We start from the raw sequence: 26,159 nt of genomic DNA, 5'->3' as shown, positions 1-26,159 counted from the left end.
AGGTGTATGTGCTCGTCGCGCCGCTCAGATAGTTGACCAGAGCTTCGCCCAAAGACACACCAAGCATCGCTCCACATAGGCTGTCATGCGGGTAGTGAACGCCTGCAACAGTGCGATTGTCCGCGATCCGCATTGCGATGCGCAGCAGCAAATTGCCGGTCTTGGCCTCGGTATCGCTGACATCCCACATCGAGAACGTCGATGTACTGTCTGTTTGGCGATACAGCAGCCCCGCCAGAACAGTCGCAATCGCGAATGATTCAGTGGCGTGGCCAGACGGCCAACTGCCATGAGTTGGCGTTTCAATGATCGGCATGATGCGCGACGACAATTGCGCAGGGCGATGCACGTTGAAATGAAACTTCAATGGGAATTCTATGTAACCGCACAAACGTACAACTGCGCGCAACGTTTCCAATATCCAATCAGAGCGTGATGCATCCAATTGCAGAGCTGATGCAAAGAAGGACGTGATATCATCTAACTGAACATCAATTTCCCCCATACGTTCATTTCGCAAATCGGCATATGATCGTAAATGAAGCAGTTGACGTGCAAAGAAAGCATCGTCCGGTTTCGACATAGAAATCAAAGGGGCAACGCCGCCACTTGTTTGCAATTCTGGGCAAAGCACCATGCCTCCGTCCGCGCGAAAGCGATAAAAGAGGCGATCATCTAACACGACCTCTTTCGGGATTTTCGACAATGCCTTTAGCTTTTCAAATTCGCTAGGAGTTGCCGAATTAGGGGTCAAATCCGGCGTACCGTCCCAATAGGGCAAAACCCCTTCACGTGTGCTTGCCAAGGTTCCGGCCAATCGAATCCCACTCGCTGAAATCACCTGCGTTGCGTGTCCAGCGTGACCTGCATGGCCCGCGTGCCCTGCATGCCCAGCGTGACCCGCGTGGCCTGCGTGACCGGCATGTCCTGCATGCCCCGCGTGTCCTGCTAATACACCCATAAATATCCCTCTCAAAATAAATTTTCTCTGCCTTAGTCTCTTTTCTCGTTGACCAAGCTGTCAACCAAAAGTCAAAAGTTGTGTAACCTTACGCAATTTATTAACGCTGACTTTGCGAACAGCTAATTTTAGCGTAAGTTCCCTATACTCATATGCAAATCAGGCGGGACGATGACACAATCTTATTGCGTTAACTATTTCGGGCCGTTTTCAATTATCGCGCCCGATGGCAGCGATGTGACCCCAAAAGCGAGCAAAGCCAAAGGGCTTTTGGCAATGCTATGCGAAGTTTCAGAAATGAGACGCGGCAGAAGATGGTTGGAAGGACACTTATGGTCTGACCGATCATCGGTGCAAGCAAGCGGAAGTTTAAGACAAACATTAAGTGAGGTTAGAAACTGTTTTGCCGCACACCCTGAAGCTTTCAATGCTGACCGTTTAAATGTTTGGCTCGATCCAAATTTCATTGAAACCGATCTAGACGCGGCAAGGGATGACGCGCTTCATGAACGTGACTTATTGGAAGGTTTAGAAATACGGGACGACAAATTTAAGGGTTGGCTCAATAGCTTTAAAGCACGTCATGGCCAAAACCCAGAACGCACCCAAAACCTCAGCAGCCCTATTAAAACAAACGAAATCAAAATTCGCGCGGTCCAAACTGAACGTGGCACAACAATTGAGCAAATAACTGGCAATGTGATAGCTGATCAGGTTGCCAAAAGCATTGAGGAACACCTCAGCGCGGGTCGATTTGACACGTCGCTTACCTATCCCCCAAATCTGGCTCCAGATCTAGAAGTCCACTGCAATGTCGCCAAAGACGGTGACAAAAGCATCATCTTTCTCCAAGTTCACCATGGTCAGAATGGCAGAATCCTATTTTCCGGGCATCGAAGCATAGCCGGCTACTTGTCCGAAGCGATATCAGCCGATGTTGTTCAAGGATTAGTCCATTCTGCGGTTTCCAAGGTCAATCACCGAATGTCTTCGGTCTTTGATTTGAATCGCCCCGAGGTGGCTGCGTCAGGCTATTTCAGTTTGGGTCTGCGCAGTTTATCTCGGTTTGATCCCAAAAATCTAAACGATGCCCAAAACCACTTTGAAAGTGCGCATGAGACTGACCCAAATGGGGTTTATCTCGCATGGCGCGCGTTTTCCCGCATGGCGCAACTCGTCGAAGGTCCTGGAAATGAACGCCAAGCGCATCTCGAAGAGGTTAAGCAACTCACCAGCGATACCCTACAAAATTCGAGCGACAATGGCCTTGCTGTAGCCCTTGTGGCGTTAACACGCATCATGTTGGAAAAAGATCTTAACGAGCCCACTGAACTGGCTCGTCGCGCTATTCTATGGAATGAAAACAACCTATTTGCGCGACAAACGCTGGCAGTCGCACACAGCGCAGTTGGCGACACGGAAAAGGCCTATCAAATCTCTAAAGCGTGTCAAAATTCGATCGCACAAGACGAGCTTGGCCATCTTTGGGATCTCTATCACTCATTGGTTTGTATCAGCTCTGGACGCTTTGACGAAGCCAGAAAAGCCGCCGCACGTTCTGCAAACATGGCTCCAACTTTCGCCGCTCCACGCCGTCAACTCATCGCGCTTTGTGCCAGTGCTGGCGACATCGAAAACGCACGTATCCATCTCAAAGCGTTGCAGAAAATAGAAAACGATTTCTCTTTGGATCGTTACCTTAACGATGTCGACTATCCCGCGCGTTCTTTGCGGAATTCAGGGCTTTTGAATGCAATGAAAAATGTCGATTTAGAAGAGTAGATCGCTAGTGCAATTGATTGATCCGGCTTTGTACATCCGCGCGGCGCCAGACCACTTGTAGCCCGGGGTGTTCCGCTTGTTTGATGCGCAACAGATGCTCGATCCGCAAGCCTTGCAGACCTGCAAACGCGTCAAACAAAGCATCTGCGCCTTCTGCCCCAATCGGGATTTGTAGTGCATTGCCTTGATCGGGTACCAAAAGCCAATGTGCGGGGCTAGAACGCCCATCAAGGCTAAGTGCAGCAAGTTCCGACAATGCAACTGCGCCGCCGCTGAGGGGACCGTAATAGGTCACTTGCCCCTCAATAAGCTGAACAACGCCCTGCCCGCCCCCTTTGCCGCGGAAACGCCCACGTTGGATGCCCGCTAGGATCAAAACAATCGCCAATGCCATAAGAACAAAGGCGATCATGCGCACGATGCCAAAACTACTGAGAGCCCAAAGTAGGAACAAGGCTGTCAAAACAGAGCCGAGCAACACTTCGCGCCAGCGCCAAAGCGCGGCTTGTGCTTCTGGTCGGATAAAGCTCATGATGCCCAATCTCCTAACGCCGCTTGCCAAACAGTGAGCGCCGCAACAGCAGCCGTATCTGCACGCAAAATACGTGGGCCAAGGCTAACCACATGCGCCTCTTTCATGTTATGCAAACGAATACGTTCGGTTGGGGAAAATCCCCCCTCTGGCCCAATCAAAATGGCCCAAGGTCCGCGACGGGCACTTGCCAATGACGTCGCTGCGCCTAGCTCGACCTCATCACAAAACATGATTTGTCGCTCTTCAGGCCAATGATCAAGCATCGCGCTAAGCTTTTGCAGATTGGCAACTTCGGGCACATAGGTGCCGCCACATTGCTCCGCTGCTTCAACAGCATGTGCTTGCAAACGTTCTTGTTTGATCCGTTCGGAATTGGTGAAATCCGTTTGAATGGGGCAAATCTTGGCCGCGCCCATCTCTGTCGCTTTTTCAACGATAAAATCTGTACGCGTCTTCTTGATCGGTGCGAAACAGAGCCACAAGTCCGGCGGCATTTGTAAATCGCGCATTTGCATGCTGCATTCCAACACGCCCCCGCGCTTGCCTGCCTGCACAATCTCGCCGCGCCATTCGGCGTCGCGCCCGTTGAATAAGGCAACAGCGCCGCCCACGGCCATGCGCATCACCCCAAAGAGGTAGTGGGCTTGTTCACGGGTCAGGGAAACTTGGTTCCCCTCAGCCAGCGGCTGGTCTACATAAAGGCGGGTTTTGACTGTCATAGGACTGTACATATGCAAGGCGCATCGCAAGAACCAGAGGCACAGTCACAGATTGCTGACGCTGTGCAGGGCAATTGGGTGGATAAATACGCCCCTGCGTGGCTGCGCCCCTATTTTCGACTGAGCCGTTTTGATCGCCCAATCGGCACATGGTTGCTTTTATTGCCTTGTTGGTGGGCGCTTTTGCTTGCCATGGCCTCAACCGGACAAGCGAGCTGGTTTGATCTTTGGATTTTCGTTGGCTGCGCGATTGGCGCGACGTTGATGCGCGGTGCGGGGTGCACTTGGAATGACATTACCGACCGTGATTTCGACGGTGCAGTGGAACGCACCCGCAATCGTCCTTTGCCCGCGGGCGATGCAACCGTGAAACAAGCCGTGGCTTGGATGGGCCTGCAAGCAGGCATCTCTCTACTAGTGCTTTTGACCTTCAACTGGGCCGCGATCTTGCTAGGCGTCCTGTCGCTTGTCCCAGTCCTAGTCTACCCCTTCGCCAAGCGCTTTACTTGGTGGCCACAAGCGTTCCTTGGGCTTGCCTTTAACTGGGGTGCGCTTTTGGCATGGACCGCACATACCGGCTCGCTCGGGTGGCCCGCTGTCACCCTTTACCTTGCTGGGATCGTTTGGACGCTGTTCTATGATACGATCTATGCCCATCAAGACACCGAAGATGACGCCTTGATCGGAATAAAAAGTACGGCCCGCTTGTTTGGTGATCAAACGCCAAGTTGGTTGATGTATTTCCTTATGGGGTCTGTTGTTCTCATGAGTATCGCCGCATTGCAAAGTACGGCGGATCGATCAATTTTCTCAATGATAACAGTTATTTTGGGCCCTTGGGCTTTTGGTTGGCATCTCAACTGGCAATTGCGACGCTTCAACCCGGATGATTCATCGCTCCTGATCAAACTGTTCCGCTCCAATCGTGACGCGGGGCTTTTGGCTGTGCTGTTTTTCGCCATAGCCCTATTGCTGTGATTGAAACCTGCAGCGAGTGCGCGTATCACCAACCCAACCCTAATGATTTTGGATGCCAATGCGCCTCTCTTCTTACGTTACTGTCGCGGCCACATTTCTAGGCGCCGCAGGCCTTTGTACGGTTGCCGCTGGCTTTTCAGTCACGCTGATCGAGGACAACTCCAAAACCGCTGTGCGTCGCGCGCTGGACACGCAAGGGCTGACATGGGCGGACGCCGATGCGAATGGCCTCCAGCTATTTTTGATCGGCACGGCGCCATCCGAAGCGGAACGATTTAACGCGATCAGCACCGCTGGACGGATTGTTGACGCAGCGCGTGTGATTGACCAAACCGAAGTCGCTGATCGCGAAGCTTTCGCGCCCCCACGGTTTTCCGTTGAAATTTTACGCAATGACAGTGGTATTTCCCTGATCGGTTTGATCCCTGAAACTGAAGCGACCGAAGACATGCGCGCTGATGTCGGCCAGATTGCAGGCGACGGAATGGTCAGCGATCTACTGGAAAGCGCGAAGTACCCCGCGCCCAAAGGCTGGGCCCCAGCCATGGAACTTGGCCTAGAAGCGCTGCGTCTTTTGCCCCGTTCAAAGATCTCCATTGACGCAGGCAATGTTTCCGTCACAGCAATGGCAGATAGCCCAAGCGAAAAACTTCGGTTCGAAAACACGCTGCGCAGCCGCCTGAGCCAAGATGTAAACTTCGCCCTTAAAATTTCCGCGCCGCGTCCTGTGATCAGCCCTTTCACTTTGCGGTTTTTGATCAATGGCGAAAACGCTCGCTTTGACGCGTGTAGCGCCGATACAAACGAAGCAAGCGCCCAGATAATTGAAGCAGCGCAGCGTGCTGGCATGACGACGACTGCCGATTGCCGGATCGGTCTTGGTGTGCCTTCGCGTCAATGGTCCAACGCAGCGGTACTTGCTATTGAGAAGCTCGACGAACTCGGTGGTGGCTCGGTCACTTTTGCTGACACCGACATCTCACTGATCGCTAATGAGGGCACAGAACAAGCGCTCTTTGACCGCGTTGTCGGAGAGCTGGAAACAAGCTTGCCAGAGGTCTTTGCGCTGCATTCCGTGCTGCCTGCTCCCGAAGACGCTGACCTTGGCCCGCCTGAATTCATTATTACCCTCAGCCCTGAAGGCGATGTTCAGCTGCGCGGGCGAGTCGGTTCTGAACTGGCGCGCGGCACCGCGGACAGCTATGCAAAAGCGCGCTTTGGATCGGCCGAAGTTTATACAGCGGCGCGCATCGACGACACGTTGCCCCGCAATTGGTCTGTTCGTGTCTTGGCCGCAATCGAAGCGCTCTCCAAACTGAACAACGGTTCCGTCACCGTCACCCCTGATCAAGTGCGTGTGTTTGGCGACACAGGCCAACCCACTGCGAAATCCGAAATTTCCCAGCTTTTGGCTGCCAAACTGGGCGAAGCGGAAGATTTTGCAATCGAAGTCACCTATAAGAAAAAACTTGATCCGGTTCTTGGCCTACCCACGGTTGAAGAATGCCAAGTGCAATTGGCAGAACTGCAAGACGGTCGCAAAATCGCGTTTGAGCCGGGCTCAGGTAACCTGGACGGCTCTGCAAAGGCGATCATGGACGATCTTGCAGAAGTTCTGGGCAAATGCCCTGACGATATGCGTATGGAAATCGAAGGCCACACAGATAGCCAAGGCCGCGAGTCGATGAACCAAGAGCTTAGCCAAACCCGTGCGACTGCAGTTTTGAATGCTCTACGTGAACGCCGTGTGCTTACCGCAAATTATGTGGCAAAAGGCTATGGCGAAGCGAACCCAATCGCGGACAATGGCACCGAGGCCGGTCGTGAAGCAAACCGAAGAATTGAATTCAAAGTTATTATCCCGCAACCCATCGCGGAACAGGAAACAACGCTTGAAGCTGTGAGTGAAAGCGCGCAAGACGCTCAGGACCAGCAGCAGGGCGAAGAAGGGACTACCGATGAACAGAACTGAGTTCGTCATAGCAACAGCGATTATTTTATTTGTCGCCTTTTGCATGGGCTGGTTTGCCAACTGGCTGATCCATCGCTTCACACGCGTTTCACGTAATGACGTGGGCGAATTGGAACGCATGGCACAGGAATTGCACGAGGCAGAAGAAACCCGCGATCAGGCAATCACCTATTTGCAGCAACGCGAAGCAGAGCTGACCAATCAATTGTCACAAGGTGAGGCGGAGTTGAACGCTGCGATGGAAGGCTTGCGCGATGCGCGTCATGAGGCCGAAGAGCTACGTGCCTACGTAGAGCGGATGCATCAGGCCCAATAGGCCCTGATGCAGCGCATTAGAGCATCTTTAAAGTATTAGACGATATGAGTGGCGCGTTAAGCTTACCAACGCTCTAACGCGTCTTCGTCTTCTTGCTTTGAAGCTACCCAACCATCAGCGTCAGCGGTCTTCTCTTTCTTCCAGAACGGCGCCCGAGATTTCAAATAGTCCATAAGGAAATCCGCCGCTTCAAACGCGTCTTTCCGATGTTTTGACGACGTCGCGACCATCATGATCTGTTCTTGCGGCTTAAGCGGACCATAGCGGTGGATCACCAAGGCATCCCCCAAATCCCAGCGTTCCATGGCGTCTAACGCGATCTTTTCCAAAGCGCGCTCAGTCATGCCCGGATAATGCTCAATATCCATCTGCTGAAGCCCACCATCGTCCAAGTCACGCACAATACCCGTAAAGCTCACTACAGCGCCCGCATTGGCCTGCGATTGGGTAAAAGCATTCAACTCTGCGCCTGCGTCGAACGGGGCGTCTTGAACGAGGATTTTCATGTTTAGCCACCTGTCATTGGTGGAAAAAATGCAACTTCGCGTGCATTCTCGATAGAGGCATCAAAATCAGTCAAATCTTGATCCACCGCTACGCGGAGCGCGCCAATATCGGAAAACGCGAGCGCGTAACGCTCTTCGCGCGCGCGCAGCTCTTCAACCAAATCCATCACAGTCTTGGCAGAGGTTTCGACCTTTTCCTTAGGCAGGCCGATCCGCTCACGAACCCATGCGAAATAGAGAACGTCCATTATGCGTCATCCTTCAAGAAAGGGAGCGATTTACGGAAATAGTCCCACCCTGTCACAAGGGTCAAAAACGCAGCGATCCAAAGCAGCCAAAGCCCAACGCGGCCCGACCAAACCATGCCCTGATATTTCCATCCAAGGCCCAAAACGTCTTCTTCTTCGCCGCTCAGAATGGCCTCGAACATCGCTTGATCCATGCCCCATGCGGACATGCCAAGGTAATGTTCAAACACGCCTTGGCTAAAGAGAACGGCAATCGCGACCATCTGCGCTGTGGTTTTCCACTTCGCGAGCTTGGTCACCTTCAAAGTGCCTGCAGTATCTCCAAGAAATTCGCGTAGACCAGAAACGAAAACCTCGCGGAACAAGATCATCGTTGCGGGCAACACGATCCAGGCCGACCAAGAGGAAAACGCGACGATCACCATCAGGGCGATCACAACCATTGCCTTGTCCGCAATCGGATCGAGCATCGCACCCAGTTTGGTTTCCTGCTTCCAAGCGCGCGCAAGGTAGCCATCCACCCAATCCGTAAGCGCCGCCAACACAAAGAGGCAGAGCGCGAACCAATCCGCATAGGGACGCGTGAAATAAAGAAACATCACCGCAACCCCCGGCGCTGCAAGCAGCCGAAGGATGGTTAGCATATTTGGGATCGTCATGGTCATGATCCCATACCTAGGCTGTCACACCAAGGCTCGCAAGCCTGCTTACGGCTTGCGCGACGGTTTGCGCATTGGTTTTGCGTCAGGACCTTTTCCAGCGCGAGTCTTCACCTTGTAAGGTTTGCTCTCACCAGAATGTGGCTTGCCCGCTGCCGCTTTACCGCGTTGTTTGCGCGCGCCCATTGGTTTGGACGGATCCAACGCACCTTTGCGCGACTTCGGCTTTGGAGCAGCGCCGCCCTTGGGTGCAACAGCGCCTGTTTCAACCGGGCTTGGTGCGCGCGCTGGTTTATGCGCGTTCGGTGTTCCAGATTTCGCCGCGTGCTTTGGCGGGCGTGGATCGTTCTTACCCGGCTTGTCACCTTTGTAGCCCGATTTACCCTTTGGCTTGTCAAACTTCGGCTTGTCGCCGCGTGGTTTGTCATAGCTTGGCTTATCGTCACGCGCGCCTTCGTAGCGCGGTTTGTCGCCGCGTGGCTTATCGTAACGTGGCTTATCACCGCGTGGACGATCCTCGCGCGGCCCCTTGCGATGCGGGCGCGCAGGTCCATCAGCAGGCGGACCTTTTGGCGATGAATCAAAATCAGGCTTGCCTGGCAATTCGGTAAGTGCCGCGCCCTGTTCAAGAGGAAGCCCCTCGCCCAGTTCTTTTTTCATCCCCTCAACCGCAGAGGTCTGAATTTCTACGAACGTCTCTTGATATTGAACACGGATCGCGCCGATATCATCCTTGGAAATGTTGGCATTACGGCAGATCATCGGCAACAACCAACGTGGCTCTGCCTTGCCCTTGCGGCCAATCGACAGTGAGAACCATGAGCTCGGCCCGAAATCACGCGGTGCGCGCGACTCGCGTCCCTCTCGTGGCTCACGCTTGTTGCGCGGCCCGTTGTCTTTCACTTCGCCCAATTGTTCAGGTGCAGAATGCTTAGAGCGATGCAAACGCAAGAAGGCCGCTGCGATCTGCTCCGGCTTATACTGCGCTAGCAACTTACCGGCGAAGCTTGTTTCTTCTTCGCTGAGCGCCTCTGACCAAGAAGCATCGTTGAGCATGCGTTCTTCATCACGCAAATTCACATCTTCCGCAGAAGGCGCATTGCTCCATTCAGCGTTCAGCTTAGCAAAGCGCAACAAACGTTCAGCCTTAGATTTCTGACGACCCGGCACGATCAGCGCGGAAATACCTTTGCGCCCAGCGCGACCAGTACGCCCAGAGCGGTGCAACAAAGTTTCAGCATTAGATGGCAAATCTGCGTGAATTACCAATTCCAGGTTCGGCAAATCGATCCCGCGCGCGGCAACGTCCGTTGCCACACAAACCCGCGCACGCCCATCGCGCATCGCTTGCAATGCGTGGGTTCGCTCATTTTGGGACAATTCTCCAGACAGCGACACAACCGAAAAACCACGGTTCGAGAAACGTGCAGTCAATCGCGCCACCATCGCGCGGGTGTTCGCAAAGACGATAGCGGTCGGTGCCTCGTAATAGCGCAATGTGTTGATGATCGCGTTTTCAGTATCGGACGGTGCAACCGTCATAGCGCGATAGGTAATATCCGCGTGCTGCGGTCCTTCGCCAATCGTCTCAATACGTTTGGTATCAGAGCGCTGGTATTGTTGCGCCAGCTTCGCAATACCGCGTGGAACAGTCGCAGAGAACATTAATGTACGGCGATCTTCCGGCGTTGCATCCAGAATGAACTCCAGATCTTCAGAGAAACCCATATCGAGCATCTCATCCGCTTCATCTAGAACAACTGCGCGCAACGCGGACAAATCAATCGCGTTGCGCATGATATGGTCACGCAAACGACCGGGCGTTGCGACTACGATATGCGCACCTCGCTCGAGCGCACGGCGCTCTGTACGTGAATCCATACCACCAACAGTGGAGGTCACAACAACGCCCGCTGGCGCAAACAGCCAATCAAATTCACGCTTAACCTGCAGCGCCAATTCGCGCGTTGGCGCGATCACCAAAGCAAGCGGCGTTGCGGCGCGTTCAAATTGACCGCTCTCTTCTAGGATGGTTGGCGCAATCGCCAAACCAAAGGCAACGGTCTTGCCAGAGCCGGTCTGCGCAGACACAAGCAAATCCTGATCCAGAAACTCTGGCTTCGACGCCTCAATCTGAACCGGTGTCAGCTTGTCATAGCCTTTGGCCTTTAGAGCCTCATTCAGAGTCGGAATCACGTTTTCAAAATCAGTCATTGCATACCTGCCGTTCGAACAAGCCCCGCGCATAGGCCCATTATTCCGATATGTATAGCCCTATTCCCAAAATGCCGCACCGCAGCACGCTCATCTTTCCAAATAAGCTTTGGGGTTTGGGGCAAAGCCCCAACCGGTTGCGTAGCGACTTATCAAGCGCGTGCGCAAGCACACTCAATCAAATCACCCACGCTCATGGAAATAATCATAAATCGTTTGCGCCAAAGTCGCGGAAATTCCGCTCACAGCCTTTAGGTCCGCCAAATCGGCCCGTGACACAGCCTTTGCCGAACCAAAATGCGCCAAGAGCGCGCGTTTGCGACCCGCGCCGACACCGGGCACATCATCGAGCGGCGTTGCGCCAATGGCCTTGCTTCGTTTCGCGCGGTGCGTTCCGATCGCAAAGCGGTGCACCTCATCGCGCATGCGCTGAATAAAATAGAGGATCGGATCATTGTGCCGCAGCGCAAAGGGGCGCTGACCTGTGCGGTGGAACTCTTCCTTACCCGCATCACGATCCACGCCTTTGGCCACGCCGACCATTGGCACATCTCCAACGCCCATCTCTTCCATGATCTCGCGAACAGCACTCACCTGCCCCGCGCCGCCATCAATCAACAGCAGATCGGGCCAATCGCCCTTTTCACGGTTTGGGTCTTCTTTGATCAACCGCTTAAAGCGCCGCGTCATGACTTCTTTCATCATGCCAAAATCATCACCAGGCGTAAGATCTTCGCCCTTGATGTTGAACTTGCGATAGGCGTTTTTCACAAATCCTTCTGGACCTGCAACGATCATTCCACCGACCGCATGGGCGCCCTGAATATGCGAGTTATCGTAAACTTCGATACGCTGCGGGACCTTTTCCAGATCAAACGCCTCGGCCAGACCTTTCAACAACTTCCCCTGCGCCTGTGTTTCGGCCATACGCCGCGCAAGGCTTTCACGGGCATTGCGCACTGCGCCATCCATAATCTCTGCCTTCTCACCGCGTTGCGGTACGATCAACTCGACCTTTTTACCCAGTTTTTGGGCCAAAGCGTCTGCCATCAAATCTTCATTTGCCAAAGTGTGGCTTAGCAAAATCTGGCGCGGCGGTTCTTTGGTGTCATAGAACTGCCCCGCGAAGGCTTCCAAAACTTCGCTTTCATCCACGTCGGAGGTGATGCGCGGGTAATAATCCTTGTTGCCCCAGTTTTGGTTGGCACGGATGAAGAAAACCTGAACACAAGCCTGCCCCCCCTCCATATGCAGCGCAATAACATCTGCTTCCGACACGCCGCGCGGGTTAATGCCTTGTGAGGTCTGAACCTGTGTCAAAGCTCGAATGCGATCACGCAGGGCCGCGGCGCGCTCAAACTCCATCTCTTCGGAGGCTTTCGCCATCTCGCTCGCAAGCTCGGCCTGAAGGTCCGTCGATTTGCCTGCCAAGAACCGCTCAGCATCACGAACAGTATTGGCGTAATCCTCTTCGGAAATCTTGCCGACGCAGGGCGCAGAGCATCGTTTGATTTGATATTGCAAGCAGGGCCGCGTGCGGGTTTCAAAACTAGCATCAGTGCAATCGCGCAATTGAAAAGCGCGCTGCAGCTGATTGAGCGTCCGGTTCACCGCCCCTGCTGAGGCGAAGGGACCGTAATAGGCCCCCTTATCTTTCTTCGCGCCGCGATGTTTGCTGATCTTGGGATACCCATGATCCTTGCTCACCAAGATATTCGGAAAACTCTTATCGTCACGCAGCAGAACGTTGTAGCGCGGCTTGAGTTGTTTGATCAGATTTTGCTCGAGCAACAGCGCCTCTGTCTCGGTTCGCGTCGTCAAAAACATCATGCTCGCGGTCTGCGAAATCATGGTTGCGATGCGTCCAGAATGCCCTGTGGCGCGCGCATAATTCGAAACACGCGCGCGTAAATTGCGCGCTTTACCGACGTAAAGAACACGGCTTTGCTCATCTAACATGCGGTAAACCCCGGGCGAGCTATCCAGCGTCTTCAAATACGCTTGGATCACTTCAGTGCCGCGCAGCTCGGATTGGACTGTTTCGTCTGGGTTTTCATTCATAGTACTGGAATATGATTCTTACCGCGCCGCTGCAATGCCACAAGCCATAGAGCAAGCAAAATTCCATCCACGGTTTCTGTGGATAAGTCTGCGGACAAAATCCTCGCATTGGGATTTTTCCCTTACTTTCGGCCCACTTCGTCAAAATGCCTAAAAATTAGGCACACATCTAAAGCGTTGTTTTTAAAAGAAACTTAAATGACAGTTTTGTAAATAGCTGATTTCGTTAAGGTTTTGATAACACTCGCGTGATTCCGCGTGAAAAGGTGCAAAACTTTCGTAGGGTCAACTAAAAATCGCACTTTTCCTTACTTAGAAGAGTACGATTCCGATGTACGCGAAGTAGCCTACGGTCAAGGCAATGCCCCATGTGCGCGTGATATCCCGCCCCATGAAAACAAACGGGATGAGCAGCAAAGAGGCGCCCAACATGACCCACAAATCAAAGCGCAGAAACTCCGGCGCAACGGGGATTGGACCGATCAAAGCGGCGACACCAATGATCGCCAGCAAATTGAACATATTTGAGCCAATCACGTTGCCCAAGGCGACATCTGCCTGACGACGAAGGGCCGCAACGGTGGTCGTCGCCAGCTCGGGAAGCGATGTTCCGAGCGCAACAAGTGTCAGACCGATGACCGTTTCACTGACGCCATATTCGCGCGCAATTATAGAGGCGTTGTCGACCAACAGGTTCGCACCAAGCGGTAGGCCGATGAGCCCAAGAAGCAAGAAAACGCCAATTTGCCACCATGGCATATCAGGATCCGCCCCTTCGACTTCTTCTGCCTCTGCTGCCGCCAATGCCGCTCCTTTGCGATGCTTGTGGGCATCACGAAAGGCATCCAGCAGAACAAGCGCCAAAGCTCCAAGCAGGATCAACGCCTGCCAGGCACCAAAACTGCCCGTGAACGCCAAGGCGATAAAGAGCAACGTGGCGACCATCATAAAGACATATGTTTTTCGCGTATTACACTCTGAGGTGTGCAGGGTCGCGAGGATCGCTGGAAAACCAAGAACCAACAGAATATTGGCCGTGTTTGAACCAACGACATTGCCCATGGCAATGTCAGGTTTGTTGTCCAGCACAGAGTTGATCGCAATCAACAGTTCGGGCGCAGAGGTGCCAAAGGCAACAATTGTAAGGCTCACGATCAGTGCAGGAATACCCACGCGCAAACTCAGGTTCACGGCACCTTTTACAAGCGCATCACCTGCCATCAGCAAGATCACCAATCCCAATGCGCTGAGCATCCAAGCCATCATGTCTTAACCTTTATTCTTCGTGCAGCTGCAAGGCCCACGACCAATCTTGTAACGCCCACAGCGTTTGCACTTGGCATTACGCAATTGTTTTTGTCCGGGAAAGGTGAATTTCCCGAACATCGCCAGCACGCCCATGCCGACAAGAAATAGAGTGACGATCTTGAAGATCAATTCACAACCCGTAGCGCGCGAATTCTGCGCGTTCCTCAATACTTGCAAAAGCATCGCCCACGATGTGTGCACCGATGCGGCTCATCAATCCGCGCCTTTGACCGTAGCGACGGAATTTCACCTTATCGCCAAAACGCGCCTTCATTGAGGGGACTAAATGCGCAATTCCGTCAATTAGGCCAACATCCTGCGCGGCACTGCCGATCCAGATGTCACCAGTGAACAAATCTTTGCTCTTGTCCAGCTTATCTCCGCGGCGCTGCTGTACATGGCGGATAAAGTTGATGTGGATTTTCTCCAACATGACTTTCATGCGCGCAACGTCCTCTTCGGATTCCGGCTGAAACGGATCCATCATCGATTTGGATTTCCCAGCCGTGTGAACGCGGCGCTCAATCCCTTGCCGAGCAAGAAACACATGAGCCCCAAACCCCGAAGAAATCACGCCAATGGACCCCAAGACAGAGCTCTCATCCGCGTAAATCTCATCCGCTGCCGCCGCGAGCCAATAGCCGCCAGAAGCGGCCACGTCTTCAACAAAGGCATAAACGGGAATGTTCTTTTCCTCAGAAAGCCGTCTGATGCGCGCGCCGATCAGCGAGCTTTGCACAGGGCTGCCACCAGGGGAGTTGATTTGCAGAGCAACCGCATCGGGTTTGCCACGCGAAAAGGCTTTTTCGATCACAGGCGCAAGGCCTTGATCACTCAATGAGCCACGCCCGCCCGTGCCAATCGCACCGGATAGACGCAGAACCGCGACCGTTGGGTCCGATTTCACAAAGGGAAGATAGCGTTTCATAAGAGCGATGTAGATGGCCCAGTGGCGCGAAACAAGGCGCGCCACTGATATAATCTGGATGTGTTCATTTACGGATACGCCAGCCTGTTTTGAAAATCCACCAAACAGCGATCAGGCAGAGTGCAGAAAAGCCGGTAATCGCCAGTAAACTCAGGCCAATTGGCACATCTGCCATGCCAAAGAACGCCCAGCGGAATCCAGAGATCAAATACACAACAGGGTTAAACAAAGTGATCGTTTGCCAGATCGGCGGCAGCATCGAGATTGAATAGAAAGAACCGCCGAGAAATACCAATGGCGTGACGACCAACAACGGGATCAGCTGCAGCTGTTCAAAATTCTGCGCCCAGATGCCAATGATAAAGCCAAAGAGTGAAAAGCTCACACAGGTCAGGACCATAAATGCCATCATCGCCAGAGGGTGTTGGATTTGTAGATCAACAAACAGGGCTGAAGTCGCCAAGATCACCACCCCGATGAACAACGCCTTTGTTGCTGCAGCACCGACGTAGCCGATCACAATTTCGATGAAATTCACTGGTGCAGACAGCAGCTCATATATCGTGCCGATGAATTTCGGGAAATATATCCCAAAAGACGCGTTAGAAATCGCCTGTGTCATCACGCTGAGCATGATCAAGCCCGGCACAATAAACGCGCCATAACTAATCCCGTCAACTTGATCGATACGGCTGCCGATGGCAGCGCCGAAGACCACGAAATAGAGCGAGGTCGAAATGACAGGAGAGATAAAGCTCTGCATCAGAGTGCGGAAAAACCTTGCCATTTCAAATGTGTAAATTGAACGTATCGCTTGCCAATTCATGCTGCGTCCTCCGCCACGAGACCTACAAAGATGTCTTCAAGGCTCGATTGTTTGGTCTGTAAATCGCGCATCACAAGACCGGCTTTGGCCAAATCAGCCAGCAATCCTGTAATGCCCGTGCGCTCGGCGCGGGTGTCGTAGCTATAGACCAGCGCCATGCCCTCTTCCGCAATCTCAAGATCATAATGGCTGAGCGATGCAGGCACTTCACTCACCACATCACTGAGATCGATCTGTAGTTGTTTTTGCCCCATACGCGTCATCAAGGCCTGTTTTTCCTCGACCAACAACAATTCACCCTTGGCGATAACGCCAATGCGATCTGCGATGGCCTCAGCTTCTTCGATGTAATGAGTGGTCAGAATGATCGTCGTGCCTTGCGATTTCAGATCGGCAACGATTTCCCACATGTCTTTGCGCAGTTCGACATCAACACCAGCGGAAGGTTCATCCAAAAACAACACCTTTGGCTCATGACTGAGCGCCTTGGCGATCAAAACGCGGCGCTTCATGCCGCCGGAAAGCTCCATGATGCGATTGTCTTTTTTGTCCCAAAGCGAGAGCTGGCGCAGGATCTTTTCAAGGTAGACATCGTCTTTTGGCTTACCGAACAGACCCCGTGAAAAACGTACCGTGTTAATGACGCGTTCAAACGGCTCTAGGTTAATCTCTTGCGGAACCAAACCAATCATACGGCGCGCCTCGCGGTACCCCCCAACGATATCATGGCCACCGACAGTCACAGACCCAGCCGTGCCTTCGGTAATACCGCAAATCGTTGAAATTAATGTGGTTTTCCCAGCACCATTCGGGCCAAGAAGCGCGAGAATTTCACCTTCTTCGATATCCAAAGTCACCCCGCTCAACGCTTCGAACCCATCATCGTAGCGCTTTACCAAGTCACGAACGCTCAAAATTGCAGCCATGAAATTCTCCTTGTTGTCACCTGCCTAACCATTTCTGCCACGTGTCGCAATTGGGCAGACATCAAACTAACCGATGGATAGGGTGAACGTATGAGCACACGTGATACATCAACCCTCGGCATTCTTTTCATTCTCATTGGCGTCATGGCGATTTCAGTGAACGATATGCTGATTAAACAGCTCTCTGGCGGCTACCCACTGCACCAATTGGTGTTCACGCGTTCAGCGATTGGTTTGATTTTGACGCTGTTTATGCTGCAATTCGAAGGCGGCTGGACACTTTTAAAAACGAACCGTCCTTGGCTACATTTGCTGCGTGCTTTGATGATTGTGATTTCAAACATGTCGTTTTTCGCCGCTATTGCTGTGCTGCCTCTAGCCGAAACCACCGCGCTCTTTTTTGCAGCGCCCTTGATGATCACCTTGTTGTCGATACCAATTCTCGGTGAAAAGGTCGGCCCGATGCGGCTGTCGGCGGTATTGGTTGGCTTTGTCGGCGTTCTGATCATGCAACGACCTTGGCAAAGCATGGCAGACAGCGATGTCAGCCGCCTTGTGCTACTGCTACCTGTACTCGCCGCGCTCACCTATGCGCTGAACCAAGTGATGACGCGCAAGCTCGGCATGAGCAGCAAAGCCTCTGCCCTCGCGATCTACATTCAAGCGACCTTCATTCTTGTCTCCGCGATATTCTTTGTCGTCGCTGGCGATGGTCGTTTCGCCGAAGGCGTCGAAAATGGTGCGGTCATTTTCTTGCTGCGCGCTTGGATTTGGCCCGCGACGGCCGACATCCCGCTGTTGATTGGTCTCGGATTCCTCTCCGCAATCGTTGGTTATTGCCTTGGCCAAGCTTACCGCATCAGCAGCGCGGCCACGGTCGCACCGTTCGAATATGTTGGACTGCCGCTTGCGGTGTTCTGGGGCTTCGTCATTTTTGGGGAATTGCCAGATATCGCCGTAACAGTTGGCATTCTACTAATCATGGGCGCAGGGCTTTTTGTCTTCCTGCGCGAACGCATGCTGGCGCGCAGGATTACCCGCCCGCCGAACACACGCGGCTAGGCGCGCATCGCCTCATCCACGCGCGCGGCTTGCTCGTCGCTCAGACGCAGGCCCAATTTGCTGCGCCGCCAAAGCACATCCGCGCCTGTACGAGCAAATTCATTGGCCTTGAGCCACGTCAATTCAGCCGCGGTCAGATCAGCGCCAAAATCTTCGCCAAGATCTTCTTTGCTTGTCGCGTTCCCAAGAATGTCGCGCGCTTCGGTGCCATAAGCGCGCACCAAACGTTTCGCCCAGCGCGGGTTCAAGAATGGATAATCTCGCGTAAGCTCTGCGATCAGCGCGTCGACGCCGTCGACTGCAAAATCGCCACCGGGCATGGCGATACCGGCTGTCCAATCACCGCTCAGCCCCTCAAACTGGGTCTCAATCTTGGATAGGGCGCTTTCTGCAAGCTTGCGATAAGTTGTGATTTTACCGCCAAAAATATTCAGCAAAGGCGCGGCGGTCTCGTCCAGTTTCAACGTGTAGTCGCGCGTCATTGCAGATGGGTTTTCCGCACCATCGTTATAAAGCGGACGCACACCCGAATAGGTCCAGACGATCTCGTCCCGTGTTACAGGTTTCTTAAAATAATTCGACGCGAAAGCGACCAAATAGTCCTGTTCTTCTGGCGTGCAGGTCGGTTTTTCAGACGGATCGCTATGATCCGCATCAGTGGTACCGATCAAGGTGAAATCGCCCTCATATGGGATAGCAAAGATGATGCGACCATCTTCCCCTTGGAAAAAGTAGCATTTGTCATGGTCATAAAGCTTGGGCACCACGATATGGCTGCCGCGCACCAAACGCACGCCTTCACGGCTATTCAGACCGAGCGTGCCGTTCAGAACGTCACCTACCCAAGGACCCGCAGCGTTAACGATCATCTTGGCGCGAACTTCGCGCGCGGTGCCAGTGCTTTGATCCTCAAGCGTCACAACCCAATGATCTGCATTGCGCTGTGCGCCGGTAACTTTGGTTTGCACCATGATATCCGCGCCGCGTGCCTGAGCGTCGCGCGCATTCAGCACCACAAGGCGTGAATCTTCGACCCAGCAGTCGGAATACTCATAGGCCTTTTCAAATCGATCATCGAGCGGTGCGCCCTCTGATCCGCTCCGTAAATCGACGGTGGAGGTCGCGGGCAATATCTTACGACCACCCAAGTTGTCATACATAAACAGTCCCAAGCGGATCAGCCACGCAGGGCGACGGCCCTTCATCCAAGGCATGATAAAGCTCAACAGCTTAGACGTCGGCGTGGCGCTCTCAAAACGCATATCTTTGTGATAAGGCAGCACAAAGCGCATAGGCCAAGAAATATGGGGCATCGCACGAAGCAGCGTCTCGCGCTCGATCAACGCCTCTCGGACGAGCCGAACCTCGAAGTATTCCAGATATCGCAGACCACCATGGAACAGCTTTGTTGATGCGCTTGATGTGGCAGAGGCCAGATCATTCATTTCGGCTAAACCAACACGCAAGCCGCGCCCAGCAGCATCGCGCGCGATGCCGCAACCGTTGATACCGCCACCGACAATCAACACATCATAATCTAGGTCTTGCGCCATAAAACACTCAATCTATTCGCATGAACAACACCGCCGCGTTTAGCGCAAACATCCCAATGCCTAAAGGGGCAAAATGCACTGCCCTTAAGACACGACGCCACGGCGTTTAGGGCATGTACGGGCAAACCTGCGCCTGTTTTTAGGATCAAACGCACTACCTCCCATCACTAAAGCGCTGGACGGCACCCTACCAATTGTGAAATCTTTGAAAGGAACCAATTGCCTGAGTCTGTGATGACACATTCCCGCACCACCACCCCTCTTCACGACGGCAGACGAACATCTGTCCTCGCTCGTTGGTGCTGCACTTATGGCAGATAGATCCTCTCGCGCGCATTTGCGCAGCTTCGAAATCTACGTCGGCAAAGGCTTTAGCGAATATGAAGCCTCCGCAATTGCACATACCTTAAAGACTGCAAATGATGCTTTGGCCGAAGAACGCTTTACATGGCGATACGTCTCGCACAGCCCGGGACTAGTCACTGCGCAATGCGGCATGATCTTGCGCGCGGAGCCTGCCTTTGACAACTACGAGCTCTCTGATGTGATGCTCGTTGTGGGTGGTAAAAGCGGCGCGTCTTCTAGTTGGCTAGCGCGCGCGCGGCACATGCAGCGTTTGCGCCGCCCCGTCGTTTTGCTGTCGAATGCCGCAACGACCTATATTCGCAGCGCCAAGATCAACGATGCCCCTGTCACCACACATTGGCGCGATAGCGTTGGGTTGCAGGAAGATGGACGTTACCCCAGCTTAACCAACCATCTTTCCGAAATGTCGGGGGGGATCATCACTGCCGCCGGCTCTGGATCAACCGAAGAATTGGTGATTGGGCTGCTCGCCGATCAACTGAGTGAAAACACTGTCACAGAATTAGGGAACCAGTTGATCTTGCCGCTTGTGCGCAAAAGCCATGCGGAACAGCCCAGCACCTTGTCGCAAAACCCTGCCCTTCACGATCCTCGCGTTAAAGCCGCGATTCAAGAGATGGAAAACTCCCTTGATACACCTTTGCCAATTGCCGATCTTGCGCAGTCCATTGGGGTTTCAACACGGCACTTAGAACGCGTATTTAAGGATGCATTTGACGAAACGCCTGCACGGTTTTTCAAACGATTGCGCACAAAACGCGCGCGCGCGATGGTTGAAGAGACCCAAATGCCAATCATCGAAATTGCGGTGGCGACGGGCTTTGGAACATCGAGCACCCTGTCCGAAGCAATTAAGAAAGAATACGGAATGACGGCCAGCCGTTTGCGTGCGCGACGGCAATCGCAAGTGCTGTCATATAATCCCAAACCAAATTGAAGGTGCGTGAAGAACCACGCACCTTACGTTTTGGACGGTCAGTAAGGTGCGTGGTTTCCCACGCACCCTTGTTTCAGGATCAATCGTACAAAACAGCGGCGATCTTAGGATCGTCGATGTTTGACGCATCATAGTAGTAGAAGCCCGTATCGATATGTGCGGGAACACTTTCGCCCTTTGCGGCGGCGATACCTGCTTTCACAGTTTCATAACCGATGCCAACTGGGTTTTGTGTGATCGCGCCAGCAATAACACCCTCGCGGATCGCATCTGTCTGCGCTTTTCCTGAATCATAGCCGATGACGACGATGTCCGAACCGGTTTCCTTTTTACCAATCGCAACGCCAATTGCGGAGCCTTCATTGGTGCCGAAAATTCCTTTGAGATCAGGATAAGCTTGAAGCAACGTTTTAGTGATCTCTGCAGATTTCAGATGGTCACCACCGCCATATTCAATCGCTACAATCTCAACACCGCTATGCGCCGCTTCGATTTGCTCCACAAATCCATCACGGCGTTCGATACCTGTTTGGCTCGTTTGATCGAACGAAACGACAGCAACTTTGCCAGATCCACCGATCAGCTCGGCCAGTTTGTCAGCCGCCAAACGCGCGGAGGCAAGGTTATCCGTTGACGCCGTTGTAACAGGAATATCGCTAGCGACGCCTGAATCAAATGCGATGATCGGGATACCATCCGCTTGTGCACGCTTGAGCAAAGGCACAGTTGCTTGGCTATCAATCGCAGCAATGCCCAATGCAGATGGTTTCTTCGCCATCGCAGCAGAGATCATGTCCATTTGACGATCAACCGCGCCTTCGCCGTCTGGACCCTCATAGGTCACAGTCGCGCCGAATTCTTCTGCCGCCTGCTCCGCGCCGATTTTCACTGCCTGCCAGAACTGGTGCTGAAAGCCTTTAGAGATAAGCGCAACATATGGCTTGTCTTCTGCAAATGCAGCACCTGCGCCGCCCAAAATGGATGTGGCCGCAAGCGCCCCGATAAGTGTTCTTCTATTAAACATGTTAACCTCCCAGTTGATGTTTAGTCTTCGGTTTCAAGGGCATTTGCCCCACTCTCAGTGCAAAGCGATCCGCCTTGCATTGTCTTCAGCGCACCCCAACGGGCGCACCAAATTAGGCGCGCTGTCGACGCAGGATATCTGCGTAAACTGCGAGAATAATGATCGTGCCGGTCACAACGATTTGCCATTCCTGCGGAACCGACAGAATGCGCAGACCATTAGCGACGACGCTGATAATGAGCGCTCCGATAATGGTGCCCAGCATCGTACCGCGGCCACCAGTTAAGGACGTACCGCCAATCACAACTGCCGCGATTGCATCCAGCTCATAGCCTTGGCCAATCGCGGGTTGAGCAGAGTTGATGCGCGAGGCAAGCAAGATTCCAGCAACGGCGCAGATCGCGCCTGCGAGAGCGTAAACAACCATCTTCCAGCGATCGATATTGATCCCCGACAGACGCAACGCTTCCTCATTGCTGCCAAGGGCGAAAATGAAACGTCCCAGAACCGTACGCGTCAGGATGAAAGAGGCCCCAATCGCCACAAGGAACAGGATCAGAACCCCGTTCGGGACAGGCACGGACGGAAAGATCATTCCGATCAATGAGCCCGTCGAAATCTCGGAAAAGCCAGGGGTGTCGTTAAAGTAGATCGGACGTGCACCGCTGATCGCAAGGGACAGACCTTTGAACACCAGCATCATGCCCAGCGTGGCAATGAAGGGTGGAATTTTCAGTTTGGCAATAAAGAACCCCGACAGTGCGCCGCTCAACATGCCCGCAATCAAGGCGCCTGGAATACCGATGTAGATAGGCAGTCCAAGGTTAGTGAGCAAAACCCCCGCAATCACCGCGCAGAACGTCATAAGCGTACCGACGGATAAATCGATCCCGCCTGTAATGATCACCAGCGTTGCGGCAATCGCAAGAACCCCATTCACCGACGCTGCTTGCAGGATTGAAATGATATTCGTCGTCTGAAAGAAATTCGGGGACGCCAAACTAAAGCCAATCAACAGGACGATCAGGCCGCTAAAGGCCCAAAACCGATGTTGTTCTCGCTTGAGATATCCAAGGACTTTGGCCGCTGCGCCTTGGTCCGCGTGTTCATTAAGTGTCGTCATGCTGCAGCTCCGCTGGATTTAGGTTCAGGAGATTGCATGGTCTTTGTGGCCAATTGCATAATCTCTTCTTGTGTAGATTGAGGACCGAGAATGCCGGTCAAATGCCCCTCGCACATCACCGCGATCCGGTGACTGACGCGTAGAATTTCAGGCAGCTCAGAGGAAATCACGATGATCGCCTTTCCCTTCGCCGCCAGCTCGTTCAGGATTTTGTAGATTTCACTTTTCGCACCTACATCGACGCCGCGTGTTGGCTCGTCGAAAATCAGCACGTCACAGTCCCGCAGCAACCATTTCGCAATGACGATCTTCTGTTGATTGCCGCCCGATAGGTACTGCGCCTCTTGCCGATCCGAAGGTGTGCGAATGCCGATTTGTTTGATGTAGCTCTCAGCCGCCGCAGCCATTCCAGCTTCGTCCAGAACCCCGCCGAAGCCAGTGAATTGATCAATGGCCGCCATAGCGATGTTGGAGCGAACGTCCATGCCCAAGAACAGGCCAAAGTGTTTGCGATCTTCCGAAAGATACCCAATGCCGGCTTTCGCGGCATCGCTCGGGCTGCGAATATCAATAGGGGCGCCGTTGACGCGGATTTCACCACTTTCCAAACGGTCAGCACCGAAAATCACGCGTGCGACCTCGGTGCGACCTGCGCCCATGAGGCCCGCAAATCCGAGAATTTCGCCCTTTTTCACATGAAAGCTGACATCGCGCACGGCGCGGCCACGGTTTAGGCCAGCGACTTCCAGCGCGACGGCAGCTTGCGAAACGTCCGGCACGTGCAATTCTTCAAGCTCTAAATCGCGGCCAACCATCATGGCGATGATTTCTTGAATAGTCGTCTCCTTGCTCTCGCGAGTGCCGACATATTCACCGTCGCGCAGGACCGTGACACGATCCGAAATGCGCTTAATCTCATCCATTTTGTGACTGATATAGATGACGCCAACACCGTCAGCGCGCAGCTGTTCGATGATCTTGAACAACTCGCCAATCTCTTTGTCATTCAGAGCCGCGGTTGGTTCATCCATCACCAGAACGCGGCTCTCATAGCTTAGCGCTTTAGCAATCTCGACCATTTGCTGCTTGGCGATGCTCAACTCACGCACGGGTGTTGTGGGATCAAGAACAAGCTGCATTTTCGCGAAAATGTCTGCTGCTTGCTGATTTAGTTTACCTTCATCCAAGAGGCCAAAACGCCCTCTTGGTTCGCGGCCAATAAAGATGTTCTGCGCTGCTGTCAGATCATTCATCAAGCTCAACTCTTGGTGGATGATGCCAACGCCCGCATCCTGCGCCTCTTTCGGACCAGAGAATTCAACAGGCTTGCCCGACAACGTGATGGAGCCACTGTCGCGCGTGTAAACGCCGGACAGGATTTTCATCAACGTTGACTTACCTGCGCCGTTTTCCCCCATCAGCGCGTGAACCTCGCCTGCGCGCAGCTCAAAACGCATGTCTTTCAAGGCATGCACACCGGGGAACCTTTTTTCGATCCCATTCATATTGATCAGATCGCTCATCCCTCGTCCTCCAAGGTGTAAAACCGCATTGCATTCGTTTCGAAGATGGCCTTCTGCTCATCCGCGTTCAGCCCGTACAACAACGCCCCACTTAGATCGCACCAAGACCGATACGAGCTGGCTAAATTGAGCACAGGCCAGTCGGATCCCCACATCAAGCGGTCAGGGCCGAACCAATCCAAAAGGTCATCCACAATCGGTTTTAGATGAATTGAAGCATCCGCCACTTGCCCTGATTGCAGCTCGGTCAGCAGCCCAGAAATCTTGCACATGGCGCTAGTTTCCTGCGCAAGACGTTGCATGCCCTCCCGCCACATCTCATGCCGCGGGTCTCTCTGATCGTTTGAAAACACAGGCTTTGCTGCATGATCGATGACGATTGGCAAATCTGGATAGCGCTCTGTGAACTTCAGAAGAGCCGCCAAATGTTGGGGCAGAACCAGAGCGTCAAAGCGAAGGCCCGCTTCGACAAGCGCATGTATTGCCTCAGGCTTGGGCGCCTTTGCGATCCAATTTACATCCTCAATGTCTTGCAACATCGGGCGCACACCTTTGAACTTCTGGTTCGCGCTCAAATCATGGATGCGCTCGGCGGCCTTATTGTCGCTTAGATCGACCCATCCAACGACACCTAGAATGACGTCGTGTTGATCTGCGAGGTTTAGAAGATAGCTCGTTTCTGCATCCGTTGGCGCAGCTTGCACAACGACCGATCCTTTGATGCCGTTTTTCGCAAAACGTGTCGCTGCATCCTCAATCGCAAAGTCACGCGCGATTGGTGCAAGGCTTGGATCATTGGGGTCCAACCAACCGTAGTCACCACGAGCGAGCTGCCACAAGTGCATATGCGCATCAATTCGAGGCTGCATCTATGCCACCCAAACGCTTAGCAAGTGCGAGCGCAAAACCATGCTGTGTTGCATGGTCCCTTTGGCCGCCAAATTTCGCTTCACCAGTTGCACCAGAGTCCTCCCAAGACATCCGCCGTATTCATATATAATCACATCATTCAAATGCGATCAAAGCCAAACTAAATCCCCCACCTGACGCGGGAGACAAAAAACCGTCATCCGAAGATGTCGGAAAATCCTTCCAGAGGGTCTTGCTTTGCAAGTTCGATATTGCGTTCAAACGAGGCACGTTTTGCTGTGCCAATCAGTACCGAGGCCGCAGCAGGATGGCTGACTGCAAATTGCAAAGCCGCCTGAGCGAGTGATATTCCCAAGCCTTCAGCCTTCGCCGCGAGCGCATTGACCTGCGCCTTTATTGCCTCGGGCGCAGGGCCGTAGTCATAGGTGGACGTTGCCGTAACACCTGTCGCCAATATCCCAGAATTAAAGATGCCACCTAAAACGAGGCTCGTTCCCGCATCGCGACACCTTGGCACAAGAACCTCTTCGGCGCGTCGTTCTAAAAGCGACAGGCGCCCCGCGAGTAAGATCACATCAATCGGGCCGTGATCCATGACATCCAAACAAACCTCTATTTCGTTCACCCCGAGACCAAAGGCCCCGATCCGTCCAGCGCGTTTTAGCTCCACCAGCGCGTCGTAACCGCTGTCAAAGAAATCCGCGCGATGTTTGGCGTCGTCATCGCCATGCGTATAGGTGCCGATATCATGCACATAGGCGA

At 53.3% G+C, this 26,159-nt stretch carries 24 protein-coding genes; 6 read left to right on the top strand and 18 right to left on the bottom strand.

The features are described from left to right. A partial coding sequence (locus ABJQ89_RS05010) for a phosphatase PAP2 family protein (RefSeq protein ID WP_348495168.1) occupies window positions 1-961 on the bottom strand: 961 nt, incomplete at its 3' end. Between the two features lie 171 nt (window positions 962-1,132). Here ABJQ89_RS05010 and ABJQ89_RS05005 point away from each other — a divergent pair. Beyond that, entirely contained in the window at window positions 1,133-2,743 is a 1,611-nt protein-coding gene (locus ABJQ89_RS05005) for a hypothetical protein (RefSeq protein ID WP_348495167.1), read from the top strand. Window positions 2,744-2,747: 4 nt separating this feature from the next. On the opposite strand, the gene ABJQ89_RS05000 is transcribed toward ABJQ89_RS05005, so the two are convergent. Further along, window positions 2,748-3,275 (bottom strand): hypothetical protein, encoded by a 528-nt coding sequence (locus tag ABJQ89_RS05000; RefSeq protein WP_348495166.1) that lies wholly within the window; start codon window positions 3,273-3,275, stop codon window positions 2,748-2,750. After that, window positions 3,272-3,997: a 16S rRNA (uracil(1498)-N(3))-methyltransferase gene (locus ABJQ89_RS04995; protein WP_348495165.1), complete on the bottom strand. Its 726-nt coding sequence runs from the start codon at window positions 3,995-3,997 to the stop codon at window positions 3,272-3,274. Before ABJQ89_RS04995 ends, ABJQ89_RS05000 begins: the two co-directional genes overlap by 4 nt. Before the next feature lie 12 nt (window positions 3,998-4,009). Here ABJQ89_RS04995 and ubiA point away from each other — a divergent pair, with 12 nt between their 5' ends. The 3 genes from ubiA to ABJQ89_RS04980 are packed head-to-tail and all read left to right on the top strand — an operon-like array spanning window position 4,010 to window position 7,263. Continuing rightward, a complete protein-coding gene (ubiA, locus tag ABJQ89_RS04990; protein ID WP_348495164.1) occupies window positions 4,010-4,975 on the top strand; it encodes a 4-hydroxybenzoate octaprenyltransferase in 966 nt (321 codons plus the stop codon). Between the two features lie 58 nt (window positions 4,976-5,033). After that, a complete protein-coding gene (locus tag ABJQ89_RS04985; protein ID WP_348495163.1) occupies window positions 5,034-6,947 on the top strand; it encodes an OmpA family protein in 1,914 nt (637 codons plus the stop codon). Then, window positions 6,934-7,263 (top strand): hypothetical protein, encoded by a 330-nt coding sequence (locus ABJQ89_RS04980; RefSeq protein WP_348495162.1) that lies wholly within the window; start codon window positions 6,934-6,936, stop codon window positions 7,261-7,263. The genes ABJQ89_RS04985 and ABJQ89_RS04980 overlap by 14 nt, the downstream gene beginning before the upstream one ends. Before the next feature lie 62 nt (window positions 7,264-7,325). On the opposite strand, the gene ABJQ89_RS04975 is transcribed toward ABJQ89_RS04980, so the two are convergent. From ABJQ89_RS04975 to ABJQ89_RS04935, 9 genes are all read right to left on the bottom strand, one after another. After that, entirely contained in the window at window positions 7,326-7,769 is a 444-nt protein-coding gene (locus ABJQ89_RS04975; protein ID WP_348495161.1) for a molybdenum cofactor biosynthesis protein MoaE, read from the bottom strand. Window positions 7,770-7,771: 2 nt separating this feature from the next. Beyond that, complete coding sequence (moaD, locus tag ABJQ89_RS04970; protein ID WP_348495160.1) at window positions 7,772-8,017, bottom strand: molybdopterin converting factor subunit 1; 246 nt, start codon at window positions 8,015-8,017, stop codon at window positions 7,772-7,774. After that, entirely contained in the window at window positions 8,017-8,682 is a 666-nt protein-coding gene (gene pgsA / locus ABJQ89_RS04965) for a CDP-diacylglycerol--glycerol-3-phosphate 3-phosphatidyltransferase (protein WP_348495159.1), read from the bottom strand. Before pgsA ends, moaD begins: the two co-directional genes overlap by 1 nt. Window positions 8,683-8,724: 42 nt before the next feature. Continuing rightward, a complete protein-coding gene (locus tag ABJQ89_RS04960) occupies window positions 8,725-10,890 on the bottom strand; it encodes a DEAD/DEAH box helicase (protein WP_348495158.1) in 2,166 nt (721 codons plus the stop codon). A gap of 183 nt (window positions 10,891-11,073) precedes the next feature. Further along, a complete protein-coding gene (gene uvrC, locus ABJQ89_RS04955) occupies window positions 11,074-12,951 on the bottom strand; it encodes an excinuclease ABC subunit UvrC (protein ID WP_348495157.1) in 1,878 nt (625 codons plus the stop codon). A 312-nt stretch (window positions 12,952-13,263) separates the two neighbouring features. Next, window positions 13,264-14,217 carry a calcium/sodium antiporter gene (locus ABJQ89_RS04950; RefSeq protein ID WP_348495156.1) on the bottom strand — a complete coding sequence of 318 codons (954 nt, stop codon included), beginning with the start codon at window positions 14,215-14,217 and terminating at the stop codon, window positions 13,264-13,266. Between the two features lie 172 nt (window positions 14,218-14,389). Beyond that, window positions 14,390-15,187 carry a S49 family peptidase gene (locus tag ABJQ89_RS04945; protein WP_348495169.1) on the bottom strand — a complete coding sequence of 266 codons (798 nt, stop codon included), beginning with the start codon at window positions 15,185-15,187 and terminating at the stop codon, window positions 14,390-14,392. Between the two features lie 64 nt (window positions 15,188-15,251). Then, window positions 15,252-16,013, bottom strand: a complete 762-nt coding sequence (locus ABJQ89_RS04940) for an ABC transporter permease (protein WP_348495155.1) — start codon at window positions 16,011-16,013, stop codon at window positions 15,252-15,254. Then, window positions 16,010-16,939 (bottom strand): ABC transporter ATP-binding protein, encoded by a 930-nt coding sequence (locus ABJQ89_RS04935; protein ID WP_348495154.1) that lies wholly within the window; start codon window positions 16,937-16,939, stop codon window positions 16,010-16,012. The genes ABJQ89_RS04940 and ABJQ89_RS04935 overlap by 4 nt, the downstream gene beginning before the upstream one ends. Before the next feature lie 90 nt (window positions 16,940-17,029). Here ABJQ89_RS04935 and ABJQ89_RS04930 point away from each other — a divergent pair, with 90 nt between their 5' ends. Then, window positions 17,030-18,001 (top strand): DMT family transporter, encoded by a 972-nt coding sequence (locus ABJQ89_RS04930; RefSeq protein ID WP_348495153.1) that lies wholly within the window; start codon window positions 17,030-17,032, stop codon window positions 17,999-18,001. Here ABJQ89_RS04930 and glpD read toward each other — a convergent pair. Next, window positions 17,998-19,554, bottom strand: coding sequence for a glycerol-3-phosphate dehydrogenase (gene glpD, locus ABJQ89_RS04925; RefSeq protein WP_348495152.1), 1,557 nt, complete (start codon window positions 19,552-19,554; stop codon window positions 17,998-18,000). The two genes, ABJQ89_RS04930 and glpD, sit on opposite strands and share 4 nt — an antisense overlap. A gap of 310 nt (window positions 19,555-19,864) precedes the next feature. Between glpD and ABJQ89_RS04920 the strand changes: the two genes are divergently transcribed. Then, on the top strand, window positions 19,865-20,857 hold the full coding sequence (locus tag ABJQ89_RS04920) for a helix-turn-helix domain-containing protein (protein ID WP_348495151.1): 993 nt from the start codon (window positions 19,865-19,867) through the stop codon (window positions 20,855-20,857). Between the two features lie 79 nt (window positions 20,858-20,936). On the opposite strand, the gene ABJQ89_RS04915 is transcribed toward ABJQ89_RS04920, so the two are convergent. The 5 genes from ABJQ89_RS04915 to ABJQ89_RS04895 form a co-directional block, all read right to left on the bottom strand. Then, entirely contained in the window at window positions 20,937-21,881 is a 945-nt protein-coding gene (locus tag ABJQ89_RS04915; protein WP_348495150.1) for an ABC transporter substrate-binding protein, read from the bottom strand. A 112-nt stretch (window positions 21,882-21,993) separates the two neighbouring features. Next, a complete protein-coding gene (locus ABJQ89_RS04910; RefSeq protein WP_348495149.1) occupies window positions 21,994-23,004 on the bottom strand; it encodes an ABC transporter permease in 1,011 nt (336 codons plus the stop codon). After that, complete coding sequence (locus ABJQ89_RS04905) at window positions 23,001-24,527, bottom strand: sugar ABC transporter ATP-binding protein (protein WP_348495148.1); 1,527 nt, start codon at window positions 24,525-24,527, stop codon at window positions 23,001-23,003. The genes ABJQ89_RS04910 and ABJQ89_RS04905 overlap by 4 nt, the downstream gene beginning before the upstream one ends. Continuing rightward, entirely contained in the window at window positions 24,524-25,396 is an 873-nt protein-coding gene (locus tag ABJQ89_RS04900) for an amidohydrolase family protein (RefSeq protein ID WP_348495147.1), read from the bottom strand. Before ABJQ89_RS04900 ends, ABJQ89_RS04905 begins: the two co-directional genes overlap by 4 nt. A gap of 197 nt (window positions 25,397-25,593) precedes the next feature. Continuing rightward, window positions 25,594-26,159: aldo/keto reductase (locus ABJQ89_RS04895; protein ID WP_348495146.1), on the bottom strand; the 566-nt coding region annotated here is incomplete at its 5' end.

Origin of the sequence: Planktotalea sp. (assembly GCF_039984035.1) — a bacterium.
Taxonomy (GTDB): Bacteria; Pseudomonadota; Alphaproteobacteria; order Rhodobacterales; family Rhodobacteraceae; genus Planktotalea.
The sequence above is the reverse complement of the archived record's forward strand: the minus strand, read 5'-3'. Positions and strand labels throughout refer to the sequence as shown.